At 51.7% G+C, this 26,713-nt stretch carries 18 protein-coding genes; all 18 read left to right on the top strand.

The features are described from left to right. The first annotated feature begins 265 nt into the window (after window positions 1-265). A complete protein-coding gene (locus VI215_06295; protein HEY6191924.1) occupies window positions 266-670 on the top strand; it encodes a hypothetical protein in 405 nt (134 codons plus the stop codon). Between the two features lie 249 nt (window positions 671-919). Continuing rightward, the gene (locus tag VI215_06290; protein HEY6191923.1) at window positions 920-1,969 is read left to right on the top strand and encodes a hypothetical protein; all 1,050 of its coding nucleotides are present in this window, start codon (window positions 920-922) and stop codon (window positions 1,967-1,969) included. 559 nt (window positions 1,970-2,528) lie between these two features. Continuing rightward, window positions 2,529-3,167: a hypothetical protein gene (locus VI215_06285; GenBank protein HEY6191922.1), complete on the top strand. Its 639-nt coding sequence runs from the start codon at window positions 2,529-2,531 to the stop codon at window positions 3,165-3,167. Between the two features lie 271 nt (window positions 3,168-3,438). Next, the gene (locus tag VI215_06280; protein HEY6191921.1) at window positions 3,439-4,017 is read left to right on the top strand and encodes a hypothetical protein; all 579 of its coding nucleotides are present in this window, start codon (window positions 3,439-3,441) and stop codon (window positions 4,015-4,017) included. Window positions 4,018-4,323: 306 nt separating this feature from the next. After that, window positions 4,324-5,757, top strand: a complete 1,434-nt coding sequence (locus VI215_06275; protein ID HEY6191920.1) for a T9SS type A sorting domain-containing protein — start codon at window positions 4,324-4,326, stop codon at window positions 5,755-5,757. A 76-nt stretch (window positions 5,758-5,833) separates the two neighbouring features. Further along, entirely contained in the window at window positions 5,834-7,681 is a 1,848-nt protein-coding gene (locus VI215_06270) for a redoxin domain-containing protein (protein ID HEY6191919.1), read from the top strand. A gap of 470 nt (window positions 7,682-8,151) precedes the next feature. Then, complete coding sequence (locus VI215_06265; protein ID HEY6191918.1) at window positions 8,152-9,801, top strand: ATPase; 1,650 nt, start codon at window positions 8,152-8,154, stop codon at window positions 9,799-9,801. A gap of 138 nt (window positions 9,802-9,939) precedes the next feature. Beyond that, window positions 9,940-10,737 (top strand): hypothetical protein, encoded by a 798-nt coding sequence (locus VI215_06260; GenBank protein ID HEY6191917.1) that lies wholly within the window; start codon window positions 9,940-9,942, stop codon window positions 10,735-10,737. Between the two features lie 167 nt (window positions 10,738-10,904). After that, complete coding sequence (locus VI215_06255; GenBank protein HEY6191916.1) at window positions 10,905-12,185, top strand: ankyrin repeat domain-containing protein; 1,281 nt, start codon at window positions 10,905-10,907, stop codon at window positions 12,183-12,185. Between the two features lie 156 nt (window positions 12,186-12,341). Next, the gene (locus tag VI215_06250) at window positions 12,342-12,995 is read left to right on the top strand and encodes a hypothetical protein (GenBank protein HEY6191915.1); all 654 of its coding nucleotides are present in this window, start codon (window positions 12,342-12,344) and stop codon (window positions 12,993-12,995) included. A gap of 221 nt (window positions 12,996-13,216) precedes the next feature. Then, the gene (locus tag VI215_06245) at window positions 13,217-14,161 is read left to right on the top strand and encodes an ABC transporter permease (GenBank protein ID HEY6191914.1); all 945 of its coding nucleotides are present in this window, start codon (window positions 13,217-13,219) and stop codon (window positions 14,159-14,161) included. A gap of 91 nt (window positions 14,162-14,252) precedes the next feature. Beyond that, complete coding sequence (locus VI215_06240) at window positions 14,253-15,173, top strand: substrate-binding domain-containing protein (GenBank protein ID HEY6191913.1); 921 nt, start codon at window positions 14,253-14,255, stop codon at window positions 15,171-15,173. Between the two features lie 2 nt (window positions 15,174-15,175). After that, window positions 15,176-16,726, top strand: a complete 1,551-nt coding sequence (locus VI215_06235; GenBank protein HEY6191912.1) for a sugar ABC transporter ATP-binding protein — start codon at window positions 15,176-15,178, stop codon at window positions 16,724-16,726. Further along, window positions 16,716-17,696 carry a ribose ABC transporter permease gene (locus VI215_06230; protein ID HEY6191911.1) on the top strand — a complete coding sequence of 327 codons (981 nt, stop codon included), beginning with the start codon at window positions 16,716-16,718 and terminating at the stop codon, window positions 17,694-17,696. The genes VI215_06235 and VI215_06230 overlap by 11 nt, the downstream gene beginning before the upstream one ends. A 40-nt stretch (window positions 17,697-17,736) precedes the next feature. Beyond that, complete coding sequence (locus tag VI215_06225; protein HEY6191910.1) at window positions 17,737-18,327, top strand: hypothetical protein; 591 nt, start codon at window positions 17,737-17,739, stop codon at window positions 18,325-18,327. 29 nt (window positions 18,328-18,356) lie between these two features. Then, entirely contained in the window at window positions 18,357-20,378 is a 2,022-nt protein-coding gene (locus VI215_06220) for a tetratricopeptide repeat protein (protein HEY6191909.1), read from the top strand. A 26-nt stretch (window positions 20,379-20,404) separates the two neighbouring features. Further along, a complete protein-coding gene (locus VI215_06215) occupies window positions 20,405-23,668 on the top strand; it encodes a glycoside hydrolase family 38 C-terminal domain-containing protein (protein HEY6191908.1) in 3,264 nt (1,087 codons plus the stop codon). Between the two features lie 18 nt (window positions 23,669-23,686). Further along, window positions 23,687-26,509: an alpha-galactosidase gene (locus tag VI215_06210; GenBank protein HEY6191907.1), complete on the top strand. Its 2,823-nt coding sequence runs from the start codon at window positions 23,687-23,689 to the stop codon at window positions 26,507-26,509. Window positions 26,510-26,713 lie beyond the last annotated feature (204 nt).

Genomic DNA, 26,713 nt, shown 5'->3' with positions numbered 1-26,713 from the left:
TGCTTCTCACGCATAGTAAGTCCCATGGGATCGACCTCTCGGAATGGTTACCAAAAGGTCGAAAATCTCCACTGATTTTGGAATAGAAATATACGTGAGGCAACAACCCCATTTGGAATAGATCTTTAGTGAGTCAAATCGTTTCGTTGACATTAACCCCTTCATTAGCTACCTTCCCCGAGTAGCATCGGCTACTCCCGGGGGGGGATCCACACATCTGTATTCATACCTTTTCGCCGCAAAGCATTCAAAGAGGAGGATTCAAGTGAAGAACGCCCTATTTGCAGTCGCCAGCATCGCCATCTTGTACATCGTCGGAGGAGGAATCGCACTTGCCCAAATCGATTCTATCGAAGTCTCACCCGCCAAGCCGAGGGTAATCGATGCGATCACATTGACTGCGAGCGGTGAATGGCCCACTAGCTACTCGGACGTCAACACCATCGCCAGTGTCTCCAACTTCACGATCAGTCTCGACGTGACCATAACAACCCCTCAAGTATCGCTGCAGATCATTAGTCCTTGGTCTGCGACGGCGTCAATCGGAACGCTCCCGCGGGGAACCTATACCGTTAACGTGAGGCTGTTCAACATGTTCAATGGATCGCTCTCTCAGATGGGTCAGAAGAGTTCCACATTCGAAATCGGAAATGGAAAGCCCAAGAGGTAAGCGCTAACCGGACAACACGTAATTCATCGAACCATTCAATATCACCTTTTCAGGAGGAGCAATCCTGTTTAAAGCACTAAAGGTACTTGTCGTAGTGGGAATGGTGATATGTTTGATAGAAATGTTCGCGGTATTGGTAGATCTGAAACAGCCTTTGCCCCCTGTTGCATCGGGACCGTCCTTGGCTCAAGCGCTGGCATGCCAAGAATATGTTTTGTTGAATACTCAATATATGTTGAGGGAAACATTATGAAATATGTTGTCATCATAATTCTTTCTAGTTGGTCGCTTCTCATCATAGGTGCTGAGGGATGCAAAACGACGACTCCGGAAGAGCCAATGATTCCACCAGTTCGAGTTCTTACTCCTGTCGAAGTTTCCGGATTTGCCTTCGGGTCAATCGAAAATGGATACTGCACGAGTTCATCAGCGATTTATCGAACAACCGATGATGGCAGCAACTGGCGGAAGCTCGCGATTGGTAAGTACGATGGAATCGACATCACCCGAATAGATGCGATGGATTCAAATGGTTATTTTTTTACAATTGCATTTTCGTTCCCCAGCTGTGGCACTGAAGGCTGTTACGGGAGTGAATGGTCGGGAATTCTTCGGTCCGTGGATGAAGGTCTGAATTGGACTCTAGTATCCCCTACCCCAGGTGGTTCTTTTCGATCTTACACTCGATTATGGGTGCATTCTCATAATCTCTATTGTGCGGGTTTGAACGGGATTTTTCGTTCCACGGATGCCGGGAATTCTTGGGTTCGATTGGGGCCAGGGGTCTCTCAGAATATTTTTGGAGTGGATAATAACGAAAGACTCTATGCGGAACGTGGAGACAGCGCGATATCGTCGACGGATTACGGCGTCACATGGACAACTGTCTGGCGATCACAGCCCCTTACCATAACAGGATTCGTTGCAACCGACAATGGAGATATCTTTGTATACACATGTTGTAATCCTTACGTTTGGCGATCCACAAATGGCGGCACTAGCTGGACGAAAGTGCTCTATCTAGATTTTGGCAGTTCTTTTACGGGTTTGCAGCGGAGCGCAAATGGATTCATTTTTGCATCATCTCATATTGGTTTGTTCCGCTCATCAGATGAGGGAGTGAATTGGAGTAAAGCAAATTATGGGTTGACCGATACCAGTCTAAGTGTATTAGCTGTTACCCCTAATGGCCCTATTCTTGTCGCGACTAAAATTGGAGTCTTTCGTTCATCAAATAGCGGCGACGAATGGTTTGAAGCCAATAATGGTTTGACGGATACAACATGGGTGCGACAATAGAATCCGGGGATAGCAGGCATCAGGTTAATCTAACAAGGACCAAATATGTTGCCTATTTCCAGAATTGGAAATAAAGTATTACGTGAAATGTGACTTTCAGATGGCTTCCGGGTAAAGTTCAGGATATTGCGTAAGGGCGCCCAACATGACAATAGGTCGCTTCGCATGAATCAATATCGCTGCTCACCGCCCGGGGGCGTGTCACTTCTCAAGGTTGTGGGTCCTCACCAAACTGTATTCACATGAAATACTCTCTAAAGGAAGCATCGGATGAAAAACCAATGAATTCTAATCACATCCATTTGGCCCGCCGCACTAGTATTCCCAGTTGCAATCTTAATCCTAGAGATGAGGTTAATCCATGATCACCCTGATATGCCCCCCGTATAGACTTGCATCATCTATTCTCAGATTGCTTATCCTCGCTTTCATCCTAAATAAAGGAAGCGAAGAGATGGCGCAACCGTTAGGTTCGGCTACAAATCGGTGACGAAACCTACTGCGTCCGAAGCCGAGTGATTGCAGAAGGTCGGTTACAGAAAATCAAGAGAGGTTTGCAATGAAATATCTTCTTAGCATTCTTCTCTGCTCCTCACTTCTGCTCGAAGGATGCTACTCATCCTTTACGCTGACTGAGCAAGATAGACTTCAAAGCCATCCTAAAGAAGATGAGAACATTCTCGTAACGCTCAAGGATGGCTCTAGGATCGAGTCCGAGGAGTACCATCATATCGAAGTGAAGAAACCCTCCGATTTTATCTATGTAGAAGTGGGAGAACGATTTGACAGAAAGGCCGGTATACGTGAATCATTCAAAGGTTCGATCCAACCGGTCACCATTGATTCGAGCGAAATCGATTCAGTGTCGGCGACTGGATTTGTTTCACAGGAAAAAAGGTATTATTTCAATTTTGGTCTTTCCGATGGTTCAAAGATTCGATGTCTGAAATCAGATTGCTTCACCGTCACATCCGCGCAAGGCGCGGGTCTTTGGTGTGTTGGACGGTTGGAGTCAAATCATGTACCGTCGAGGTTTATTGGGATGATCCCAGTTGAAAGCATCAGGCAAATAGATGTGAGTAGTGTTTCCGGCAACAACACGGTCTTGCTCGTAGTCGGTATCGCGTCAGGCGTGGGTCTTGTTCTCCTCTTCCTGTTTCCACCAAATCTACTCGGCTCCGGGAACTGGCACTTTTAAACTGTCATCACTTGATTCGCTGCACGAAATCCAAATGCGCAACCGCCGCGACCCTCTTGTCGCTCTAGCATCCCGTTCACAGTTCCTCCGCTTTTCGATACTTTCCTTGGCGCTTAGCTTTAAGAGATGCATTCAAGAAGGATTTGAAAATCTAACAAGCGGTAGGAGTGCAATACGTCAGACGGCGGTAAGTCATTCTAAAATTAATTTCTGCATTCACACGGGCTCGGCAATCTGGGTGGAATGTTGGGAGGGAATAACTAAGAATACCATGAAACGATCATCCCGGTATATTGTATTTGTAATCCTAGCTTCGTCACCCCTATATGATATCTCTGGATCGCAGCCCCAGGGAATTAAATACTCTAACGCGTGGAATGATTCACTGCAAAAACGCGCGCCTTCGAAAGAAAAAGGGACACGAGATTTAGAGCGAAGGCGAGATTCAATCTACCATGCACGCAGTTTGCTACCTCTGTATCTGCAGAAAATCGATGACGGACAGCTAAGAAAGATCAAGGAATTGGAGAATGCAAATATTCCGGCTACCGACTCAACAAGGCGTTTGATTCACGTTCAAATATGGCTCAGGGGACTAGATAAACCAGCTTTGGATTCAATCCTAGCGGCGAAGGCGAAAATCGGACTCTATATCTGTGATACAAGAAAAGGGTGCGATGAAGCAGTTCTAAAATTCTTCAAGACGTTGGGAGTGAAGGTCGATCAATACCCGGGTGTAGGAGAATTATACGCCCAGGTTCCATTCGATTCGGTCGCAAGCGTTGCGAAGGTCTCCAAAGTATTTCAAATTACTGGAATGCCGCATATGAGGACCGTCGAGGGGCGGTAAAAATCCTAGGTAAAACGATAAGAGTTGGAAGACAAATCCAATTCCCGCAACGAGATAATCATATCCGACTTCAATATCCGAGATCGCGGATCCGATCGATTGCTTTTTTCCCATTTAAAGCTTTACTTTCCATTAATGCGCGTTCAATGGAGGTATGCGCTATGGCCTACGTAAAACTGCTCGCATCCTTAAGAACGTCCTCTTCGCCGTAATCTGTCACTTAAGTGCGTCGTCGCAGAGACCACGAAGGATTGAGACGACGACATCGTACGTGATCGGATAAAAGCCTTCCCGGGAAAACGATTAATGAAATCTTCCTACCTTTTCATATTGCTCTTCGGTATAACATTTGTTTCCTTGCCTGCTCAAAACACCTTCAAAAGGGCATACGGCGGTACCGGTGATGATATCGGTTTCTCTGTCCAGCAGACCTCAGATAAGGGATATATCATCGTAGGAGCTACCCAATCATACGGTGCTGGCGAGTGGGATGTTTACCTAATAAAAACAAAAACGAATGGTGATACTCTCTGGACAAGAACCTATGGCGGCGTAAGCAACGATCAAGGTTATTCTGTTCGCCAGACATCCGATGGTGGATATATCATAGCAGGGACTTCTGAAGTTGGTTCAAAGGGGGCGTATCTCCTCAAGACAGATTCAATCGGTGACACAATTTGGACAAGATCGTTTGGTGACATTGGTGCGCAGCAAGGTTATTGTGTTCGACAAACTTCCGACGGAGGATTCATTCTTGCAGGAATCTCTTGGTCAGCAGTCACGTCGTACGATGCCTACCTTATCAAGACAAGTGCGTCAGGGGATACTCTCTGGACAAAAACATATGGCGGCACTAGCTATGACGTAGCGTATTCTGTCTTGCAAACCAGGGATGGTGGTTACGTTTTCACGGGAGGTAGCTGGTCATTTGGTGACAGCGCTTATACTGTGTATCTCATCAAAACAGACGCTGTGGGAAAGCAGCTATGGTTGAAAACTTGCGGTGGAATCCGATTCACGGTTGGAAACTCAATTGAATCAACTTCGGATGGCGGGTTTATTATCGCAGGAATGATTGATTCACTCGGTACCGCCCAGAGCCATCAGCATTCATACGTCATCAAGACTGACTCATCGGGCGATGTACTCTGGACAAGAATTTATACCGCAAGCAGCGCTGATAGGAGCCTTGATATTGAGCAGACAACAGATAACGGGTTCATTTTCATCACGTGGAGCATTGGTTCAAGCGGAAACAGTTCGCTGATCAAGATAAACACCCTGGGCGATGTAGTTTGGACGAGAATGTACACCGATATTACCGCGAGAAGCGTTTTGCAAACGTCAGATGGCGGATACGCCATCGGTGGATATACTTTTCCTTTCGGATTTGGAAACGCCGAAGTTTATCTCGTTAAGACGGACGGAAACGGAATTGTATCATCGGTAAAGGACGATGGTAATAATTCAATACCGGCTGAGTATGCTCTTCATCAAAATTATCCCAACCCTTTTAATCCCTCAACCTCAATTTCCTACAGCATCCCAAAGCAAGCCCACGTGCGATTGCAAATCTTCAACCCTCTCGGACAACTAATCGCTACGCTCGTGGATCAGGACAAACCGCCTGGCACATACACCGTTATATGGGACGCCGGCACCAGATCAAGCGGATTGTACTTTTATCGGATTGCGGCTGGAGAGTTTGTGCAGACGAGGAAGGCGCTCTTTTTGAAATGATAAATTATCCACCATCATTGGTAATGTTTGCGGCCACGATATATTTCAGCCGCTTCAAGAACAGAAGGAGTTACTTATGTCGATAAGAATAGTATTTCTAAGTATCGCACTCTTCTTATTTTTTACGGCAAAGCAATATTCCTTCACAGACGAACAGGCGGTTAGTCATTATAAGAAGGGGATTGAACTTCTAAACCAGAGTGATTGGAATAATGCCGGACAGGAATTTAAGAAAGCCATAAGCATCGATCCGCTGTTCTTGGACGCTCACGAAAAGTATCAAGACGTGGAATATTTTTATTTCGAACATAAGGAAGCTGTTCTAGGAGAATATCATAAGTTAGTCGAAACCCATCCCCAAGCTTCGCTCTATCATTATCTATTATCATTGATTATCGAGGCCAAAGAGAAACGACAAGAAGAGCTAGAAAAAGCTATTTCGATTGACCCCACCTTTGTCCGGGCCTATAACAGCCTAATCGGGCTCTTCATGTATAACAAAGAATATGCCGATGCGGAGAGTCTCCTAACTATCGGATTACAACATCTCCCAAATTCCATTGACCTCTTATTGGAAAAGCAGGGGCTTCTGGAGGCGATAGGCAAAACCGACCAACGGAACGAGCTTCTGCATTATCTCGTCGAACACTATCCTGATTCGGTCCATGTGTCAGTAGCGTATTATAACCTGGCGCTGCTCACGGCGGACGAGGGTGAGAAAATAAAGCTGTTCGAAGATGCTTATCGAATGAATGATCCAAGCTATGTACCTCAGTTTGCAATCACAACCCAATTGTTCTCTCTTTACGCTCGACGCGATTCAGCGAGAGCAGTTAATTTCGCCAGAAACGCAATTCGCTCTTCAGCTCCGATAGACGATCGAAGAGCTCCAAGTCAAGCATGGCAGGATCTGTATCGATTTTATATTTCACGAAAAGATACGGTTGAAGCGATCAAAGTGGCACGGGAAGTGGGAAAGTCGAACAGTCCCGACCCAGACCTTTTTGATTATTTTGCGAAGCGTCTGATTTCTATGGACAAGGAAACACCCCTCGCCTTTGAATACTTTAAAAAGGCGATCTCATTGAACACCCCGCAGAACATGTTCGGCTATCACGCCTTCGGTAAAACCTCGGAGACTACGCTCAACGGGCTGTCAAAATCCATGGCCGCCAAATATCGAGGTGATTGTGGCAAGGCGCACTTCAAACTTGGGAATTATAAGAAGGCAATTGAAGAGTTTCAAGCTGCCATGGGAAAAGCAGAATGGGCTGAGGCGGATATTCGCTTTCAATTGGGGAAGACATACGAAAGGTTGGGGAAACCCAAAGATGCGATCTCAGCTTACACCTCGAGCCTTTCAATTAAGGAGGATCCTGAAGTGCGATCGGCTGTGGAAAGCTTGGCGGGACGAGAATCAAACCTTAGAGTGGCAATACCGGAAAAAAGAATCGTAAATATCGATTCCGCGATTTCGGCTGCCCAGTTAAGAACCGCAAAAGAGGCAAATAACTTTACCTTGCCAGACCTGAAAGGAATAAATCATTCTCTCAAAGATTATAGGGGAAAGATGGTCGTTCTGGACTTTTGGGCTACATGGTGTGGTCCGTGCGTTGCGGAACTACCACATCTTCAAAAGCTCGCTGATTCTCTTAAGAACGATCCAGACATTGTGTTCCTCGCTGTAAGTACAGACTTGGACTCATCAGTAGTGAGAGAATTTCTTGATAAGAATAAATATACATTGACTGTTCTTTGCAACATCATCGATATCTCAACCATGTACAACGTGGAAGGAATACCAACGTTATTTATCATCGACCAGAATGGAAAGATCCGATACAAACACGTAGGCTTCGATCCAAACGTAAATTTTGAAGGCATGATATCGAAAGAAATTGGCTTGGTCCTCCGATCACAATAGGACACATCACCGCCAGCCACTTCGAGCAATGGTGAATGATTTTGCTTTTGCAAAGCGTATCGATACCTTGCACTAGAACACGATTGCGATGACGGTAATTATCGAATTCATCTTTGGGATCTTTTGCTGGATTGTCTTATTACCCATCTTTGCATTGATAGCGACGCCATACATATTAATCTCGTCGTTGCTGTCTGATGGTCCTTTTAAGGACGCTGCCGCAAGGAAATATGATCGCGTACGAGACTCTTGGAAAAAATGGGGCATCACTCTTACCCCGCTTTGACATTCCCCGCGCTTATTTCTACCTTCCCTTACACTTAACTGGGGAGCCCGCACATGGGAGCTGTGCAAACAATAGACCCGTCATGGATGCGTCTATGGACTCTTTTTTTCATCTCCCTCCTGGACGCTAGAGAAATCCTCGTTTAGTCTACGCCAGGCATCAACATCCTAATTTCGGAAACAATATGGCCCAGCAAATACCGCACTTGAAGTTTCGCAAGAATGTCGACATCGGAAGTATTGCGGCGGAAAATGATCGCTTTTTGAAAACTTGCTTCCTCGACACTGGTCAGATTGAGAACCTGGAAGACATGGAGGATCCAAAGCGGATCATTCTCGGCAGAACCGGAACGGGAAAAACCGCAATCATTAATGAGTTGAAGAAAAAAGATTGGAATATTGTCAGTATCGATCCGGAGGCTCTTTCTCTGCAATATCTGAGTAACTCGACTATACTGCAGTATCTCAATCAATTGGGAGTCCATCTCGACTTGTTTTACAAGCTTCTATGGAAACATATCTTCACGGTAGAGCTTCTGAAGAGTCGTTATCAACTCGAAGACGAAGAAAGCCAAAACAAATTTCTCTCCAGCATTTTCTCATATTTCGGCAAGAATAAGAAAAAACGCAAAGCGATCGAGTATCTTGTGGAATGGACGGGCTCATTTTTCGAAACCACAGAATACAGAGTGAAAGAGATCACCCAGAAGCTCGAAGATAAAATATCTGCCGAGATGGGCTGCGACATCAAGGCTATCACGGCAAATGCCGAGAGTACAAGCAGCTCGAGCATCGAACAAAAGGCGGAGATTCTCAAGAAGGCCCAATCCGCAGTGAATTCAATTCAGATTGTGGAACTGAATGATCTTTTGAATTTGATGCAAACTGATATTTTCACCGACGTACAAAAGAAGTATTTTCTCTTGATCGATGATCTGGATAAGGATTGGGTAGACCAGTCAGTCGTGTACGACCTGATAAAGGCTTTGCTGGACACTGTTACCGACTTCAGTCACAGAATCAAAAACGTGAAAGTAGTCATTGCGCTTCGTGAGAACATTCTCGAAAAGATTCTGCGCAGTCAGGGAAAGCGCGGCCCTCAAAGGGAAAAATATGATCCGTTATATCTTCAACTATTTTGGACACCTGAAGAGTTAACAGAGCTAATAGATCTTCGCGTTGACCAGCTCCTGACTGGGCAATATACATCATCCGAAAAGGTCTCTCACCAGGACATCCTTCCGCATAAATCAAAGTATCGTGAAGATGGAATGACTTATATTTTGGACAGAACGTTCCTCCGACCGAGGGATCTAATTCACTTCTTGAACATTTGCTTTAAGAGCTCTGTCGGAAAAACGGCATTCGGATGGGACACAATTAAATCAGCAGAGCTGGAGTATTCCAAATCCAGATTGGATTCAGTGTTTGATGAATGGAGGGAGAATTATCCATCCTTAGACAAGGTCTTCGGTTTGTTTTCAAATTTTGAATCTCCATTTTCGACGAGCGACATTTCTAACGAGGCTCTTGGGAAGTTCATCGAAGAGATTTTCGATGTCGTGAAGAATCAGGCGCAAACTGTTAACTGGCTCGATCAGATGGTGCAAATCTTCCTTGACTCTGGTGACAGCGCGTTTCCCGAAATAAAACTAAGAATGATTAATGTGTTGTATGTAGTTGGGTTCCTTGGTGTTAAAGAGCGTGGCAAGAACAGCATTAAGTATTCATTTCTACCAGAGGGCAATCTAGTGCCCGAAGATCTGCACTCAGGCATGAAGTTGTTTATTCATCCTGCATTCCATCGCGCCCTTAATGTTCGCCCAACATACTGAGCTATTTGGACTGTCCGATAATTGAGGGAAAGACTATATGTGCTCTGCTCCTTAGCCGGAAAATAACGGCGTGGTTTGCGCATACATTCTTCACATTGTTTCTCACAATGTAGAATCATTCATACGGAGTAATTATCATTGGGCAGAGAGAAGCTGAAACTTCATACCACCGAACCATCCAACCTGATAGGCAGTCTTAGGGGGGAGGTTGGCGAAATAATAACCGCTTGGATATTTCTGAGGAATTTTGAAATCCAAGCTCAAGAACTTCGGACTGATATTCCTGAAAACGACATCCAGAATCCTGAGTTGCAAAGATTGAATTTCTTGTGCAAGAAATTTGCCGATGAAATTACCTCGCGCCTATCAGAATTGGGTGAACGCAAGGTCGGACAAATCAACTTCTATTTTGTTAGCATTAAGCTCAAGAATCTTTCCACTGAGGTCTCCGACTTCGAGTCCTTCGTCGTTGATCAAAGGTTTCGAGAGAAAAGAAACAATTATATAAGCCACAAAACTCTTCCTCCAATTTGGGAAGATCATCGTCTTGCACCTTACATCCCATATAGAAGTCTAGTAAAAGGCATTGCTCACGCTGTGAAGCTAATGAAGCAGATTGACACTTTATACCTTGGTCCAAAGGCCAAGTACCTCTGGCATGAAGTGCGGAAACGACGTTATACAGTTTTTCGTTCTCCTAACGTTGTATACACGTTAATGCCATACCTTCATCTCGCGGAACATGTTCGTCTGCGGGTACTTGCCGAAGAAACAGCAATGGGGAAGGAGCATTGGGTCGACATGCCTACGAAGTATAGGGGAAGGGATATAACCGTTCGTGCATGCAAAGAATGGGGAGTAATTCAACTCGGTAGCCAGATCATTGTATTGAAACAGTATCCCTTGATCGAATTAAACGAGATCGATACTAGCTAGGAAAGGTTTCACTCGGAGTCCCGCCCGCAACAGCGACGCTGGTCTAGCAAATAAAAATCGCTTGTTCAACACCCTCGCTTCGCATGAATCAATATCGCACCAAAACCCAAGGTGCGAGTAGCAGTTGGAGTTGATCTGCATATTTTGCAACAAGGTCGAAGAACGACATGATACCTAAAGTTTTTCTGTTGGCGATTATCTTATTTTCCATCAAAGCCCCTGGCCATCCTCAGGATCTTTCGGATGCTCTCAAGCGTCATGACCTGGGTACAGCCAAAACCCTGATCGCGTCCGGAGCCAATGTCGATCAAAAAGGGAAGGATGGTATTCCACCACTTGTCTGGGCTACAGCTTGGGGAGATTCGACAATTGTCGAGTTGCTCATTCAAAAGAGAGCGAAGGTCAATGTGAACGGAGATTCAATGATGTCTCCGCTCATGGAAGCGACGGCTCGTGGTTATACGGGCCTTGTCGATATGCTTCTAAGTGCTGGGGCTGACCCCAATTACTCTGTGAAAGTGAGAACGTCAAGCACCGAAGTGCGAGATAGAACCGCGTTGTTATTAGCCGCAGTAATGGGATACGGTGGGATTGTTTCAACACTGCTGGACCATGACGCAGATGTCAATTTCCAGGCAGACATCCACATTGATGCAGCCTCGACGGAATACAGCTTGAAAGGCGAAACTGCTTTGATGTTGGCAATATTGAAGAAGCACTGCGAGATCGTACAGATTCTGCTTGCAAGAAAAGCGGATCCAGATCGCCAAGCTGAACAAATGCAAAATCGTTACCTCACTTACATGAAAGACGAAACCGCTCTTATGGTTGCAGCTCGGATACGTGATACCTGTTGTGTTAGAGCTTTGCTTGAGGCACGCGCGAACATAAATGTAGAGAATTACAATGGCGTCACAGTACTGTCTACGGCATGCAATGGTGGGGATTCGACGATAGTCAATCTCCTGCTCAACCATGGTGCCGATGCCAACTTCAAAGCATCTACCACTTACAACATTGGAATTATGGGTGAACTGGTTCGTACGATTCATCTCCCGTATGACATGTCTATCCCAATTCTAATTCTCGGTGTCGTGAGCAAAAATAGTGATGTCGTGAAAGCACTTCTGGATCATGGAGCAAATCCCGATGCTGTCGCACCAGGCAACATTTCACCTCTTTTACGGGCAGTTCTCGATACCAATATTGAGACTATTAAGTTGCTCCTTGCTAGAAAGGCCGATCCGAATATAGCTGATAAACTAGGGATGAACCCACTCATACTCGCTTCAAGGAAAGGCTGCACCGAATGTACGAAAGTCTTACTGGAAGCGGGCGCCAGAACGGATGCTGAAGATAGCAATTCTGGAACCGCGTTGAGCTACGCGAAAAACTCTGGCAGTCAGCAAATAATCAATCTTCTCATCAAAGCAGGAGCAAAAAGGTAAATCGTAATGGGCGCTTCCTCTATCACGGTAAACTTGGATGCTTTCGTTATAGAAATCACCCCACCCTTTCTAAAATGAGCCTCAACACGGTGGCGATAACCGATACATATACACGGCGACGAGTACTATCGTAGTATGAGAATCCAAAATGCGACCATGCTGTTCCTTCTGATGCTCATGGCGATATCTTGTACGGAGATCAATTTCCCCTCCAATCCAGATATAGTGGGCGACGACCGGAGCATAACGGCAGATCGTGACGAGAATTGGTTGTCCTACCTGAAACGAATCTTCCCACACGAAGTCGGAACCAGTTGGACATATGTTGCAACCGATAGTGGAACAGCTTATCGTGACACCGCAGAGCTTGCGGTAACGGGTGTATATCTGGCTAACGGTTCTTCGATCGTGTATGTCCTTAACTACGTGGGAGACAGTTATCCTATCTATGATCAATTCGGTTCAGATGGTTCAATGTTTTGGGGAGGGATCTTCACGCATCCAACGCTGCATTTCCCTCTGTATGTTGGGAAAGGATGGGGATTTGACGATCGCGGCGTTCCTGAATCTGCTGACACTTCAACTGTGGTTGATAACTCCCCAATACGGGTGCCAGCAGGATATTATTCGGAAGTTTACCATGTGGTGAGAATCCGCCGCTTCAACAGACTCTACTTCCAAGAGGATACTTGGTTTGTGCCGCATGTAGGAGTTGTGAAAGACATTCTAAATACATACTCGAATCCAGATGTCGGAGTGTTAACCCTGGAATTGCTCAGCTACTCCAAACCTTTCGTGCGGGCGCACTAGAATCGCTTCAAGGAAAGTAAACAGACAGATTTGGTAATCTCGGTAACAATTCGGCAACAAGACTTTCTGACGCTGAAAAATGTGCCCATAACAAATCAATTTAACCGCATTTGCAAGAAGGGGAAAATCTTTGTAAGATAGGGCTGATTTCGTAGGTATTGCTGCCTCGCGGCCCCCTCTCACGACAAAAAAGTAAACGTACGCACAACTCGATTGCAGTTTTGAAGGGTAAACAACTCGGCATTTGGGTTGCGTTGCTGGCGGAAGTCCTCATCCTGACAGTTCTCACCTCCTCGTTCGGCGGTCCCCATTTTTTTGATTCAACCTTTCTGAGCTGGTCCAACCTTTCCCAGGTGTTCAAGGCAGTCTCCTTTATCGCCATCATGGCGGTGGGACAGTCTGTCGTCATCATCTCCGGCGGGATCGATCTTTCAGTCGGTTCGGTTTTGGGCCTATCGGGCGTCGTCACGGCCGTCCTGTTGAACGGAGTCCTTGGAGTGGAGTCGGCTGCGATTGCCGGCATAGCAGTGGGGCTCGTGTGCGGGATAGCAACCGGTTTACTGATTACGAAAGCGAACCTGCCCCCGTTCATCGCGACTCTTGGAATGATGAGTGTTGCCCGGGGTTTTGCCTTCGCGTTGACCGGTGGAGAGACAATCCGCAATCTTCCGGAAACGTTTCTCATGATGGGGCAGGGTTCAATTATGAGCATCCCCATCCCGATTCTTACCATGGTGGTGTTCGCGCTGGTGATTGGTTTTCTCCTCAAGAAAACCAGACTCGGGCGGTATACATACGCCATCGGCGGGAATGAGGAAGCGGCAGTTTATAGCGGTGTCGATGTCCAGAAGGCGAAAATACTGATCTATGGGCTGTGCGGTCTGGCGGCAGGCATCGCCGGCGTTCTGTTCGCCGCCAGGTTCGGCGTGGGCCAGTCAACTTCCGGCCTGGGGTATGAGCTGGATGTGATCGCGGCGGCGGTGATCGGAGGTATCAGCTTGTCAGGGGGACGGGGAACAATCCTCGGGGCGATGGTCGGGTCCTTATTGATGGGGATTCTGCATAACGGCCTGGTGCTGCTCGATGTCTCGGCGTACTGGCAGCAGGTGGCCATAGGAGTGGTTATATTGCTCGCGGTGGTAATGGATAGGAAGACGAAGAGATAAGGGGCAGAGATCCTTCGCTGCGCTCAGGATGACAAGTGGCGAGCTCAGGATGACAATTTCAATTGGGAATAACACTCAGAGGATGATCAACATGAAAATCATGTACTTTTTTTTGATCGCAGCAGTTCTGCTATCGGCGGGATGCACCAAGCGGGCGGAGAGCCCGACAACGAAGACAATCGGGGTCTCCCTACTGACACGCCAGCATGTCTTCTATAAAGATCTGGAGGAAGGGCTGCGAATTGCAGCGGCCAAAGAGGGTTATCAGCTCGTTATCACGTCGGGCGATTTCGACCTTGGGAAGCAGAGCGCTCAGATCGAAGACTTCCTGACGCAGAAAGTTGATGCGATCATCGTCTGTCCCGTCGACTCCCGGGGAATCGGGCCGGCAATCAAGAGAGCGAACGATGCAAAGATTCCCGTGTTCACGGCGGATATCGCGGCGCAGGAGGGGGAGACTGTCTGCCATGTCGCCTCGGACAATGTCGCCGGAGGGCGTCTGGCCGGTGAATACCTTGCAAAGATCCTGGACGGAAAAGGAAATGTCGCGATCATCGGCCAGCCGACAATCACGTCCGTTCTCGACAGGGTCCAGGGGTTCAAGGACGCGATCGCGAAATTCCCTGACATGAAGGTCGTCGCAGACGTGAACGGCGAGGGCGTGCGGGATAAGGCGATGCAAGCCACCTCCGACATCCTCCAGGCTCACCCCGACCTGAAAGGTATCTTCGGCATCAACGATGATTCAGCGTTAGGCGCTCTGGATGCCGTGCAACAGTATGACCGCAAGAATGTGAATATCGTCGGATACGACGCAACTCCTCCCGCGGCGGATGCAATCACGAAAGGCACAGCCCTGAAAGCCGATGTCGTCCAGTATCCGAAAAAGATCGGTGAGACCACGATCGAAAAAATCAAAGAATACTTTTCCGGCGCCTCATTGCCGAAAGTAGTGCCGGTGGAAGTCGGTATCGTGGATAAGGACGCTTTGCTAAAGACCCCCGCGCGCTGACAATGGCTTCCCTCCTACAGATGAAGGATATCCGAAAGGAGTATCCCGGGGTAGTGGCTCTTTCGGGTGTCCACCTCGATCTGGCTGCAGGGGAGGTACACTGTCTCGTGGGGGAGAACGGCGCGGGTAAATCCACACTCATGAAGGTTCTTTCTGGCGCCGTAAGAAAAGATTCCGGAACAATCCTGATCGACGGGAATCCGGTGGAGATACACTCTCCCGCCGACTCGCAGAGACACGGGATCGGGATGATCTATCAGGACTTCAAACTCGTTCCCGAACTCACGGTTGCGGAGAACATTCTCCTCGGCGGCGAACCGGTGAGGAGCCCGTTCGGGAGAGGGGGGAAGGCGGTAGCAGGCGGGGGAAACACGTTTTCGTTTATTGATTTTAAGAAGATGCATGAAATCGCCGGGGCCGTACTGGAGCAACTCGGCGAAGAGATTCCGACAACGGCGCTCATCAGCTCATTGAGCGTGGCGCAGCGGCAGATGGTAGAAATTGCGAAGGCGATTTCGAGAAAAGTCCGGATTCTTGCCATGGATGAGCCCTCCGCTCCCCTCACCGATAAGGAACTAAAAAACCTATTCGCCGTGATCGGCAGGCTGAAGGCGGACGGGGTCGGGATCATTTATATCTCCCACCGTCTCGAGGAGATTTTTGAGATCGGAGACCGCCTCACTGTCCTTCGGGACGGAGAGTTCATTCACACGTGCGCTGTTAAGGAAGCCGACAGGAGGAGCCTCGTCCGCTGGATGGTCGGGCGGGAGCTGGAGCAGGAATATCCGAAGATCGAGTTCAAGCGAGGCCCGGAGCTACTCCGCGTGGAACATCTTGACGGGGGGATTCTTCAAGATATCAACCTCACGGTTTACCGTGGGGAAGTGCTCGGGCTTTCGGGATTGGTGGGGGCCGGGCGGACGGAGCTCGCGCGGGTGCTCTTCGGTGCTGATAAACGGAGCAAAGGGAGTATCGTTCTGGAAGGAAAAGAGATCGATCCAAAGTCTCCCAGGGAGGCGATCGATCTGGGGATAGGCCTCCTGACCGAGGACCGAAACAAGTATGGCCTCATCATGAAGATGAGCGTCCGGGAGAATATTTCGCTTTCGAATCTTCGGGAGTTGCTCACCGGCCCCTTTATCGACGGGAAAAAGGAGGCGGCTGTCGCCCGGCAGTATTCCGATCAGCTGCAGATCAAAACGCCGACCATCGAACAGGAAGTCGAAAACCTGAGCGGGGGAAACAGGCAAAAGGTGGTGCTCGCCCGATGGCTCTACACGAAGAGCAAGTTGCTGATCTTTGATGAACCCACCTCGGGCATCGATGTGGGTGTGAAGTATGAGATCTACAATCTCATCAACCGACTCGTGGAGCAGGGTATCGGCGTCATCGTTATTTCCTCGGACCTGCCCGAGATTCTCGGGATTTCCGACAGGATCGCCGTCATGTGCGAGGGGAGACTTGCCGGAATCCTTTCCCGCGCCGAAGCGACACAGGAAAAAGTCATGACGCTCGCGACCGGGCAGGGCCATGAGGTAGCGAATGCCGGATGAAGTGAGGGCCGGTACCCCCGGAAGGCTCTTTGCGAAGATTACGGGCGAGTTCGGGATCGGCATAGCCCTCCTGGCGGAGATACTCCTTTTTTCGCAGCTCTCGCCCTATTTCTTCACTGCCGACAACATCCTGAATGTTTCCCTCCAGACGTCGATCACGGCGATCATCGCAGTAGGAATGACGTTCGTGATTCTGACCGCGGGAATCGACCTCTCGGTCGGGGCGCTTGTGGCGTTCAGCGGCGTGGTCGCCACAAGCGTGTTGAAATCTCCGCTCCCGCCCGCCCTGGCCTTTTCTGCGGCGATAGTATGCGGGCTCCTGGCGGGCGTGCTCTCGGGTTCCATTGCCGGAGTCTTCATCACGAGGTTCAGGATTACGCCCTTCATCGTCACGCTTGCGCTCATGACGATCGTGCGGGGGGCCGCTTTCATGTACACCGACGGGAGGCCCATCTGGGGATTGCCGGAAGAGTTCGGCTTCCTGGGCAGCAAGAGGATCCTTAATGTCCCGGTCCCGTCACTCGTCATGATCGGCGTCTACGTCGCCGCTTATCTCACCCTCCATAAGACAAGATTCGGCAGGTATGTGTACGCCGTGGGCGGAAATCCCGAGGCGGCGAGACTCTCCGGCATCAACACGAGCCGCGTGATCATGACCGTCTATATCATATGCGGATTTCTTGCCGCACTGAGCGGCATCCTTCTCGCATCGCGCATGAATTCCGGCCAACCGAACGCGGGGCTGATGTACGAGCTCGACGTGATTGCCGCGGTTGTGGTGGGCGGGACGAGTTTATTCGGGGGGAGGGGGTCGATCGCAGGCACCTTCATCGGGGCGATGCTGATCGGAGTCCTCCGGAACGGATTGAACCTCCTCAATGTCGGATCGTATGTTCAGATGGTCGTCCTCGGGGCCGTGATTCTGATGGCGGTCCTGTTCGATCAACTGAGGAAGCAGATCAGTGCGTGATTCCAGTATTTGATTTCAGCCATATAAAGGTGATTCCATCATGAAGATATCAACCGTGGTGCTGCTCGCGCTTTTTTTTGTGCGGCCCGCGCAATCGGACGCTCAGCAGCAGCCTTTCATTTTTAAACTGTACGGCGGCCTCTTCTTTCCGTCGAACGATCAGTTTCACGATTTGTATAAGTCAAATTCCGAAGCTATCTGGGGCGCCGGAGTCTCGATCCCCCTGGGCGGATTCGTATTTCTTGACGGAGACCTCGGGATCTTCCGCGCGTCTGTGACGCTCGATCCGCAAATCGACAGCTCCGCGTCATTCGAGGAAAATATCATTCATGTCGGGCTTCTGCATAAACAGCAGGTCGGAAGGCTGCTGTTTATCCGCGCCTCGGCGGGAGTGAACTTCGCGACGATCAAGCAAAAGTATGAAAGTCCGCGTTCGGGGGGGCAGGAGGTCGAGGCCGACAAGAAACTCGGTTATTTTGCCGGGATCGGGGCCGAGCAAATCATGGAGAGCGGCGAGGCCTCGCTTTATGCCGATTTGATTTACGACTACCGCCGCTCTCACCGGAACGAGCTGGCGGGCGATTTTGGCGGCCTCCGGCTGGTCATCGGTCTTCACATCTTCCTGTTCTGAGTCGTCCACTGCTCCTCCCATGAGACCGAGTGGCCAAGAACGCCGTCAAGGATAAGACCGCGGCACAGGAGGCGCCGCTCCAGCGCCCCGGTGTGCTGTCTCTCCCCCTGAGCGTCAGCATCGCAGCGGCGGTTATCGTTCTCCTTCATGTCGTCGCTGCCCTCACACCCTCCGCCTCCAATTGGGGCTTTCATCTCCTTGGTTTTTACCCGCTCTGGGCGATGGCGACTGCGGTCGCGGGGATGTTCCTCTTTCTGGTTCCTTCGGTCCAGGAGTCGGCGCTTCGCATCCTGCAGGGACTACCTGTCCGCCTGCTCCGTCCGGGGAAGCTCGTTCCGAAGGGACTGATACTCGCGGGCTTCGCCGCGCTCTGCTGGTTCGGGAGGGAGAGAGCTTTCCTGCTTGGCGACGGATATCTCATCACGGGCACCATGGGCCACATCAGGGGGCCGGATGACATCGCGCGGCTCTTTAAGAATGAACCGTTCGCGGGATACCTCGACTGGAATGTGTTCCAGCTCCTGAGCTCCTGGAATGTCAGCCAGAGCAACGTGATTGCCGTGCAGCTCATCAGCATCGCCTACGGCCTGGGGAGTGTTTGTGCGATCTTCTGGCTGGCAAAAAAGCTTTTTAAAGACGGGGTGGACGCGCTCCTCTTCGGGGGGTTCATTCTCGCCGCAGCGGGGACCCAACTCTTTTTCGGATATGTCGAGAATTACGCTCCCCTTTACTTTGCCCTGCTCCTGTTTGCCGCTTCGGCGGTCTCGTACCTCCGCGGGGGAGCACCGCTCCTCATCCCCTCGATCGTCTACGGGGCGATGTTCGTGGTCCATTTCGGCATGATCTGTCTCCTGCCGGGAATGGTGTTCCTCTGGTACCAGAGCTGGCGCAAGGGTAAGATCCTTTCAGTGCCGATCTCGATTGTGGCGATGGCAGCGACGGCAGGGGTGCTCTTATGGTTGTGCGGTTATACTATTCCATCCTTCTTCGATGTGTTCCTTCACAGCGAAGGACATATTCTTCCGATCGCGACACTCACGAACAACTGGCAGGCCTACACTCTCTTCTCGCCCAGCCATGCGATCGACCTTGCAAACCTGCACCTCCTCCTCTCACCGTTTGCAGCGGTTTTGTTGGCCGGTTTCATCGTCACCCGATGGAAGAGGATGCTTTCAAGAGAGGAGGTATGGGTTTTTCTCTCCGTTCTCATGCTGTGCGGCCTGTTCTTCACGTTCGTGGTGAACTCAGACCTCGGCGTCAGCCGGGACTGGGACCTGCTGGCGACATTCAACCTCGGCGCCGTTCTCGTGGCGGGCTATGCATGGACATCGTTCGTTGAACAGCGGAATCTGAGACAGCGCCTCATGGTTCCCATGATCGCAATATCGATGATCCATACCGCGGCATGGATCGGAATCAATTCAAGCGAGAGCCGGTCCATCGAACGGTTCGGTCTCCTCCAGGACCAACGGTTCTGGGGCAAAAGCGCGGTCGCAGACGCCTGCGATGTGATGGCGGGGTACTACCGCGACCGGAAAGACAACGAACATGCGCGGGATTGGTTGGAGCGCTATTTGCGGGTTGACTCCACGAACGGCAGAATCTGGGCCGCAGCCGCACAGATCTACGCCAGGCTCGGGGACCGGCAAAACCAGGGACGCTGCTATGAAAAGGCGGTTGCATACGGCACAAAAATCATGGCAGTCTACATGGATCTCGGCATCATGTATGCGAATCAGAAAAGATACGACGAGGCCATCGAAACCATGAAGAAAGCGATCGCGATCGATTCCGCTTCAGTGTTTGCGAATGAATATATGGGTGAGTACTATGTTGAGGGCAAGAAGTCGTACCGCGACGCGCTGCCCGCATTTTTGCATGCGATCGCACTCGACCCCACGTTCGCAAGAGGGTACTTTATGGCGGGAGAGTGTTACCGCAACCTGGGCGAACATGGGCAGATGAAAATCTACTGGGAAAAATATCTCCGGCTTAAGCCCGATGCTCCGGAAGGGGCGTTGATCCGCATGTATCTTCAAGAAATCAAGTAGAGACCTCAGAACTCAGGAGAACGACCATGAGACAGCAGGGAATTTTTCACGCTACAATCTGCCTTTGCGTCACGCTGGTGGTTTCTGTTCCAGCCGTTGCCGCCGGGACGCGGGCACAAACGAACGTCGACAAGGTCGTCAGGGCTCTCGATTCACTCGGGACAATTTCCTTCAACGATTGGAAGGTGAGCCCCGACCTGAAAAGCCTCCGGTCGATGACCGGCGATCCCACGAAGGCGGGGTTCGACGATTCAAAATGGGAGGTTCTCAAGCTCGACCAGCTGATCTATCCCGATTCCTGCTGGATCAGAAAAGAAATTGTCCTGCCGGACCGGATCCTCGGCCGCCCCGTGAAAGGACCGCTCAAGTTCCTCGTTTCGGTCGACGATTACGGTTATCTCTGGGTGAACGGCCAGAGCAAGGGCTATTTTCCCTGGGATGGGGAATTTGAAATCACCAGGGATGCAAAACCCGGCGAGAAGTTCCTGATCGCGATCAAAGCGATCAACACGGGCGGGCCTCTCCGGCTCATCCGCGCACGGGTGGAGACCGACGAAATGAAGCCGTTTCATCAGAAGCTCGAGGATTTTTCGATGAGCCTTCAGGTCGGCCAGAAACTCGTCAGCTTCGACACCTACCAGACCAACGCGCACAAGAGGGAGGATCACTCGATCGATAAATCGACTCTCGACAAGGGTGAAAAAACGAAATTGAACGATCTCCTTCAGTCCCTGGCCGGGCGGGTCGATCTCGACGCCCTCGCGGCCGGTACGGTCGACAAATTTACCGCCTCGCTCGAGGCGGCGCGTGCCCAGATGCAACCGATCGGGACGTTCGCGAAACAGTTCACGCTTTATTTTGACGCCAACGCGCACATCGACGCGGCGTGGCTGTGGCGGGACAAGGAGACGATCGAAGTGTGCAAGAACACCTTCACCTCGGTGCTGAACATGATGGATGCGCGCCCCGATTTTACCTACACCCAGAGCGCCGCGGCGTACTACGACTGGATGGAGCGCCTCTCTCCCGACGTGTTCGCGAGAATGCAACAGCGCGTGAAGGACGGCCGGTGGGAGGTCGTCGGAGGGATGTGGGTCGAGCCCGACTGCAATCTCCCGAGCGGAGAGTCGTGGATGCATCATCTTCTCTATTCGACCAGGTATTTCGCGAAGAAGTTCGGGACGAAGGTGAAGATCGGCTGGAACCCCGATTCGTTCGGGTATAACTGGAACATGCCGGAATTCTATGCCAACGCGGGGGTCGACGCGTTTATCACCCAGAAGATGGGGTGGAGCGAGCAGAACATCTTCCCCTATCATCTTTTCTGGTGGGAATCACCCGACGGCTCCCGCGTCCTCTGCTACTTTCCGTTCGATTATGTCAACGAAGTGAACGACCCGGTCCGCACCGTCGACCAGCTCCGGCAGTTTGAGGCGAACTCGGGTGTGCGGAAAATGCTGATCCTGTTCGGCGTAGGCGACCACGGCGGGGGTCCTTCGAACGAAATGCTCGACAGGATCGAGCATCTCAAGACGCTCGACATTTTTCCCACGATCGAGAACGGAACCGCTTCCGGATATCTCGATTGGCTCCGCAAGGGCGACCTGTCGAAACTGCCGGTCTGGAACGACGAGTTATACCTGGAGTATCACCAGGGGACCTATACCACGCAGGCGAAGATGAAAGAGTCGAATCGCCGGGAGGAGGCGCTCCTCACGAACGCGGAGAAATTTTCCACCATCGCGACCATGTCGGGGGGCTCCTACAACCGCAACGATCTTGAAGAAGCGTGGAGAAACGTGCTGTTCAACCAGTTCCACGATCTCCTGCCGGGGTCGGGCATTCGCGAGAACTACATCGACGCGGCGGAGAAGTACAAAGCGGCCGGGGCGATCGGGAACGTCGAGCTGAACAAATCGATCCATCAGATCTCACGCCAGGTGAATACGTCGGCAGTCAAAAAAGCCCTGCCGGTCATTGTGTTCAATGCGCTCTCCTGGGAGCGGAACGATATCGGAACGGTCCAGCTACCCGAAGGCGACAACGCGGAGTACGCCCTGTATGATATGGCGGGAAAGGAGATCCCTTCGCAGGCGCTCCGGACCGGAAAATACTCGCGCGAAATCCTCTTCAAGGCGGAACAGATCCCCTCCCTCGGGTACAAGCTCTATGAGATGCGCAAACAGAAACCGGCCGCCGCCGCGTCCGCGCTCGCCGTCACGCGGACGTCGCTCGAAAACGAATTCTTCCGCGTCACGATCGATCCGGATTCCGGGTGGGTGAAGAGCATTGTCGACAAGCGGAACAACAAGGAACTCCTCGCAGGTTTCGGGGGCGAGGTTCAGTTGCTGGAGGACAAACCGCGCGCATGGGACGCCTGGAACATCGGGCTCACCGGCGTGAAATATCCGACAAAACTTCGATCGATCGAGGTTGCCGAGTCGGGCCCGGTCCGCGCGTCCATCAGGATCGTAAGGGATTATCTCAAGCCGGGGGTCCGAAAGGACCCGCCGACGCCCGAGTATCCCTCTTCGTTTTTCTCGCAGGAAATCATGCTCTACCGGGGCGTGGACCGCATCGATTTCAAGACCGACGCGGATTGGTGGGAAGAGAAGACGATGATCAAGGTGGCCTTCCCGGTGACGGTGAAAGACACGGCGGCCACGTACGAGATTCCGTACGGGACCATTCGCCGCTCGACGCAATTCCGCAACAGTTGGGACAGCGCGAAAGTCGAGGTTGCGGCGCAACGGTGGGCCGACTTGTCCGACGGGCAGTACGGCATCAGCCTGCTGAACAAGTCCAAGTATGGCTATGATATCAAGGGAAGCGTCATGCGGCTTTCGCTCCTCCGCTCGCCGGTCTGGCCGGATCCCACCGCAGACCGCGGCAAGCACACGATCGAGTACTCCCTCTATCCGCATAAGGGCGGCTGGAGAGAGGCGCAAACGGTGCAGCGGGGATACGAGTACAATAATCCGCTTATCGCGACGATCGGCGAAGCGCATAAGGGAACGCTCCCTGGGTCCAATTCCTTCGTGACTCTCAGCCCGTCCAACCTGGTTCTGACCGAGATCAAGAAGGCGGAAGACTCGGAGGCATGGATCGTTCAGTGGTACGATGCCGGCGGAGAGGGTGGACAGGCCCAACTGACCCTGCCCCGGAATCCGAAGAAGGTCGTCGTTTCGAATTTCCTTGAGGAAGACGGTACGGTGATCGCTCCCGTGAAAAACACCGTCTCGGTGCCGACGAAGAAGAATTCCATCGTGACATTGAAAATCTCGTTCTGACACTTTCATCAGGTGAGCATGAAGAAACCGATAATCCTCCTCTATCTGTTGTGCAGCATTGCTTCTCAGGCGCCCGCGCAGATTACGAGGCCGGTCCAGACCGATAACGGACTCCTGAAGATTCTCCTCGACCCGAATTCGAAGACATGGAGCCTGTTCGAGCGCCAGGGGGACGCATGGAGGGTCGCGATCGCCGGAGCGACGGTCAGCCTCGCGTTTCGCGACCGCGATTCATTGATCCTGAGCGGGGAACAGGCGCCGGTGACGACAAAGACGGACGAGTTTTCGGACGAGATCGGGAAAGGGAGGAGGATCGTCATGCGTGCCGAGGGTCCAGAGGCCGGTTGGGCGATAACGTTAGACCTCTACGACAACAAGAAGATTCTCGGCCTTTCCGCCACCGCCGCAAACAAGACTTCCTCAGAGTGGCGCCCGTCCAGGTTTCACATCCTCGATGTCGGGGGCGCAGGATACCTCGGGTTCGATACGAACAGGGTCCTGATGCACGTCAACGGCTACCAGTCGTGGAGTAACTGCGATGTCGTCAGACTCGACTCGGCGAATCGGAACACGAGCTACTGGTCGACTCTTTTCGACGAGCCGGAGGTGTATTCCTCCCTTTTGATCGGATTCGTCACCAACTCCCTGGCGACGAATTCCATCACGACTACACCGATGGCGATGGAAACAGGTCAGATTCAGATCTCCTCCACGTCCGAATTGAGCCCCCTGGCGATTCCCCCGGGGAGCGAGGCGCGTTCCGACCGGATGATTATCGCCTTCGACGCGTCGCCTCTCGACAACCTGCAGAGGTACGGCGAGTATCTCCAGATGTTCGCTCCGTCTGTGAACAAACCGTTCACTCCCGCGGGCAAATCTACGGGCAGCGGGGCCGCAACCCCGCGTGTTCCCGCGGGCTGGTGTTCCTGGTACTACTATTATCAGCATATCTCCGAGGACAGCATTCTTGAAAACCTGAATCTCGCGGCGAAGGATCTGAAGCAGGCCGGACTCCGGACGATTCAGATCGATGACGGGTACCAGATCGCGGCGGGGGATTGGAATACGAACGACCGGTTTCCCCACGGTCACGAATGGCTCGTCAACCAGATTCACCAGAAGGGTTTTCTGGCCGGCCTCTGGGTGGCTCCGTTTGCGGTCGCCGAGAGCAGCTCGGTCTTCAAGGAGCATCGCGACTGGCTGCTGCGGGACGCGGGAGACACCCTGAAGCAATTCTTCGCCAACGACTGGTGGGGCGGAAGGATTTACAGCCTCGATCCCACGAAAAAGGAGGTGCAGCTCTGGCTCGAGAATCTGTTTTACAGAATTACGAACGCGTGGGGATACGATTACGTGAAGATCGACTTCCTCTATTTTCCCGGGGAGGCGGGCCGGTACTCGCGGCAGGTGAGCGCGACGCAGGCGTACCAGATGGGCCTCCAGGCGATCCGCCGGGGGTGCGGCTCTGACAAATTCATTCTCGGGTGCGGAGCGCCGATCGGTCCGTCGATCGGAATCGTCGACGGTATGCGCATCGGAGGCGACGTCTATGCGGGCTGGGGAGGGATCACTCCCTGCGTCAAAGCCGCCGCTACCCGATGGTTCTATCATCGCGCGGTCTGGGACGATGACCCCGACTGTCTGGTTGTACGCGATCCGCTGACCGTCGATCAGGCGCGCGCCTGGGCGGCCGTCGTCTCGCTTTCAGGACAGATGAATCTTCTGAGCGATAGACTCGCATCCTTACCCGCCGACCGGGTGGACCTTCTCAGGATGACGCTTCCCGTCTATGACCGGGGGGCCAGGCCCGTCGATCTGCTCAGCGAACCGAAGGAGAGCGGATTGACGCTCCGTCCGGCGGAGGGGGACGGCTCGATTCCTCTTCCGGATCAATGGATGTTCTCGCCCGGCGATTCGATGGCCCGGAAAGACCCGGGCTTCGACGACGCGCAATGGAAGGAAATCAGTATACCCTCCCGTTGGGAAGATGCAGGATACACAGGCCTGGACGGGTTCGCCTGGTACCGCGTCAAGTTTTCGGTCCCGGCGGGTTGGAAACACGGGCCGATGAAGCTTTACCTCGGGAGGATCGACGACTGCGACGAGACCTACCTGAACGGGACGCTGGTCGGCAAGAGCGGCACACTCCCGCCCGGGTATGTCACGGACTGGACTTCGTTCCGCATCTACACGATTCCGGAGGCCCTCATGAACTGGGAGGGCGAGAACACAATCGCGGTTCGCGCCTATGACGGGGGCGGACCCGGAGGATTTTACAGCATCCGGCAACTCACGCTTCCTTCGATCTGGAACCTCGGAGTGGAGAAGGAGTTCGAGAAATGGAATGTCGTGGGGTTATTCAACTGGTCGAACGATGAATCGGATGTCGCGATCGAGACGGCTCAGCTCGGGCTTTCGCCCGCCAAGACCTATGTGGCGTACGAACTCTGGGGCGACCGGTATGCGGGAGAATTCCGCAACAAAAGCAGTTACAGGTTAAAACCGACCTCCTCGCAAATCTTTTCGATCCATGAGAAGCTGAAACGGCCGTTCATTCTTTCTACGTCGAGGCACATCACGCAGGGGGCGGTCGATCTCGCATACGAAGAGTGGAACCCCTCGACGCATATTCTTTCCGTCACGTCGGGAAATCTGGTCGCCGGCGCGTATTCCGCGATCGTGTTTGTTCCTCAGGGATTCGAGTTCAAGGGGGTCGTGTCGCCGGTCAGGTGCGACACGACGAGCGTCTCGGGCGAGGTGGTGAAATTGAACTTTACGATCGGGAAGAAGAATTCGATCTCGTGGAAGGTGAGGTTTGCACAGGCTGGAGGGGGGGAATAAGCGTTTTGCCGGGTCCCGGATGAGTCGCGGCGCAGAGCGCCGCAATATGCGTTCCCACGCGGAGCGTGGGAACGAGAGAAAAGACCGCAGGCTAAAGCCTGCGGCTACCAAGCCCGAAGAATCGGTAGGCGCGACCTTCAGGTCGCGTGACGAGTGAGGGGTCTCGGCGGTGATGCGGCGCAGAGCGCCGCAATATGCGTTCCC

The sequence above is a fragment of the Bacteroidota bacterium genome, assembly GCA_036522515.1.
Taxonomy (GTDB): Bacteria; Bacteroidota; Ignavibacteria; order UBA10030; family SZUA-254; genus VBOC01.
The sequence above is the reverse complement of the archived record's forward strand: the minus strand, read 5'-3'. Positions and strand labels throughout refer to the sequence as shown.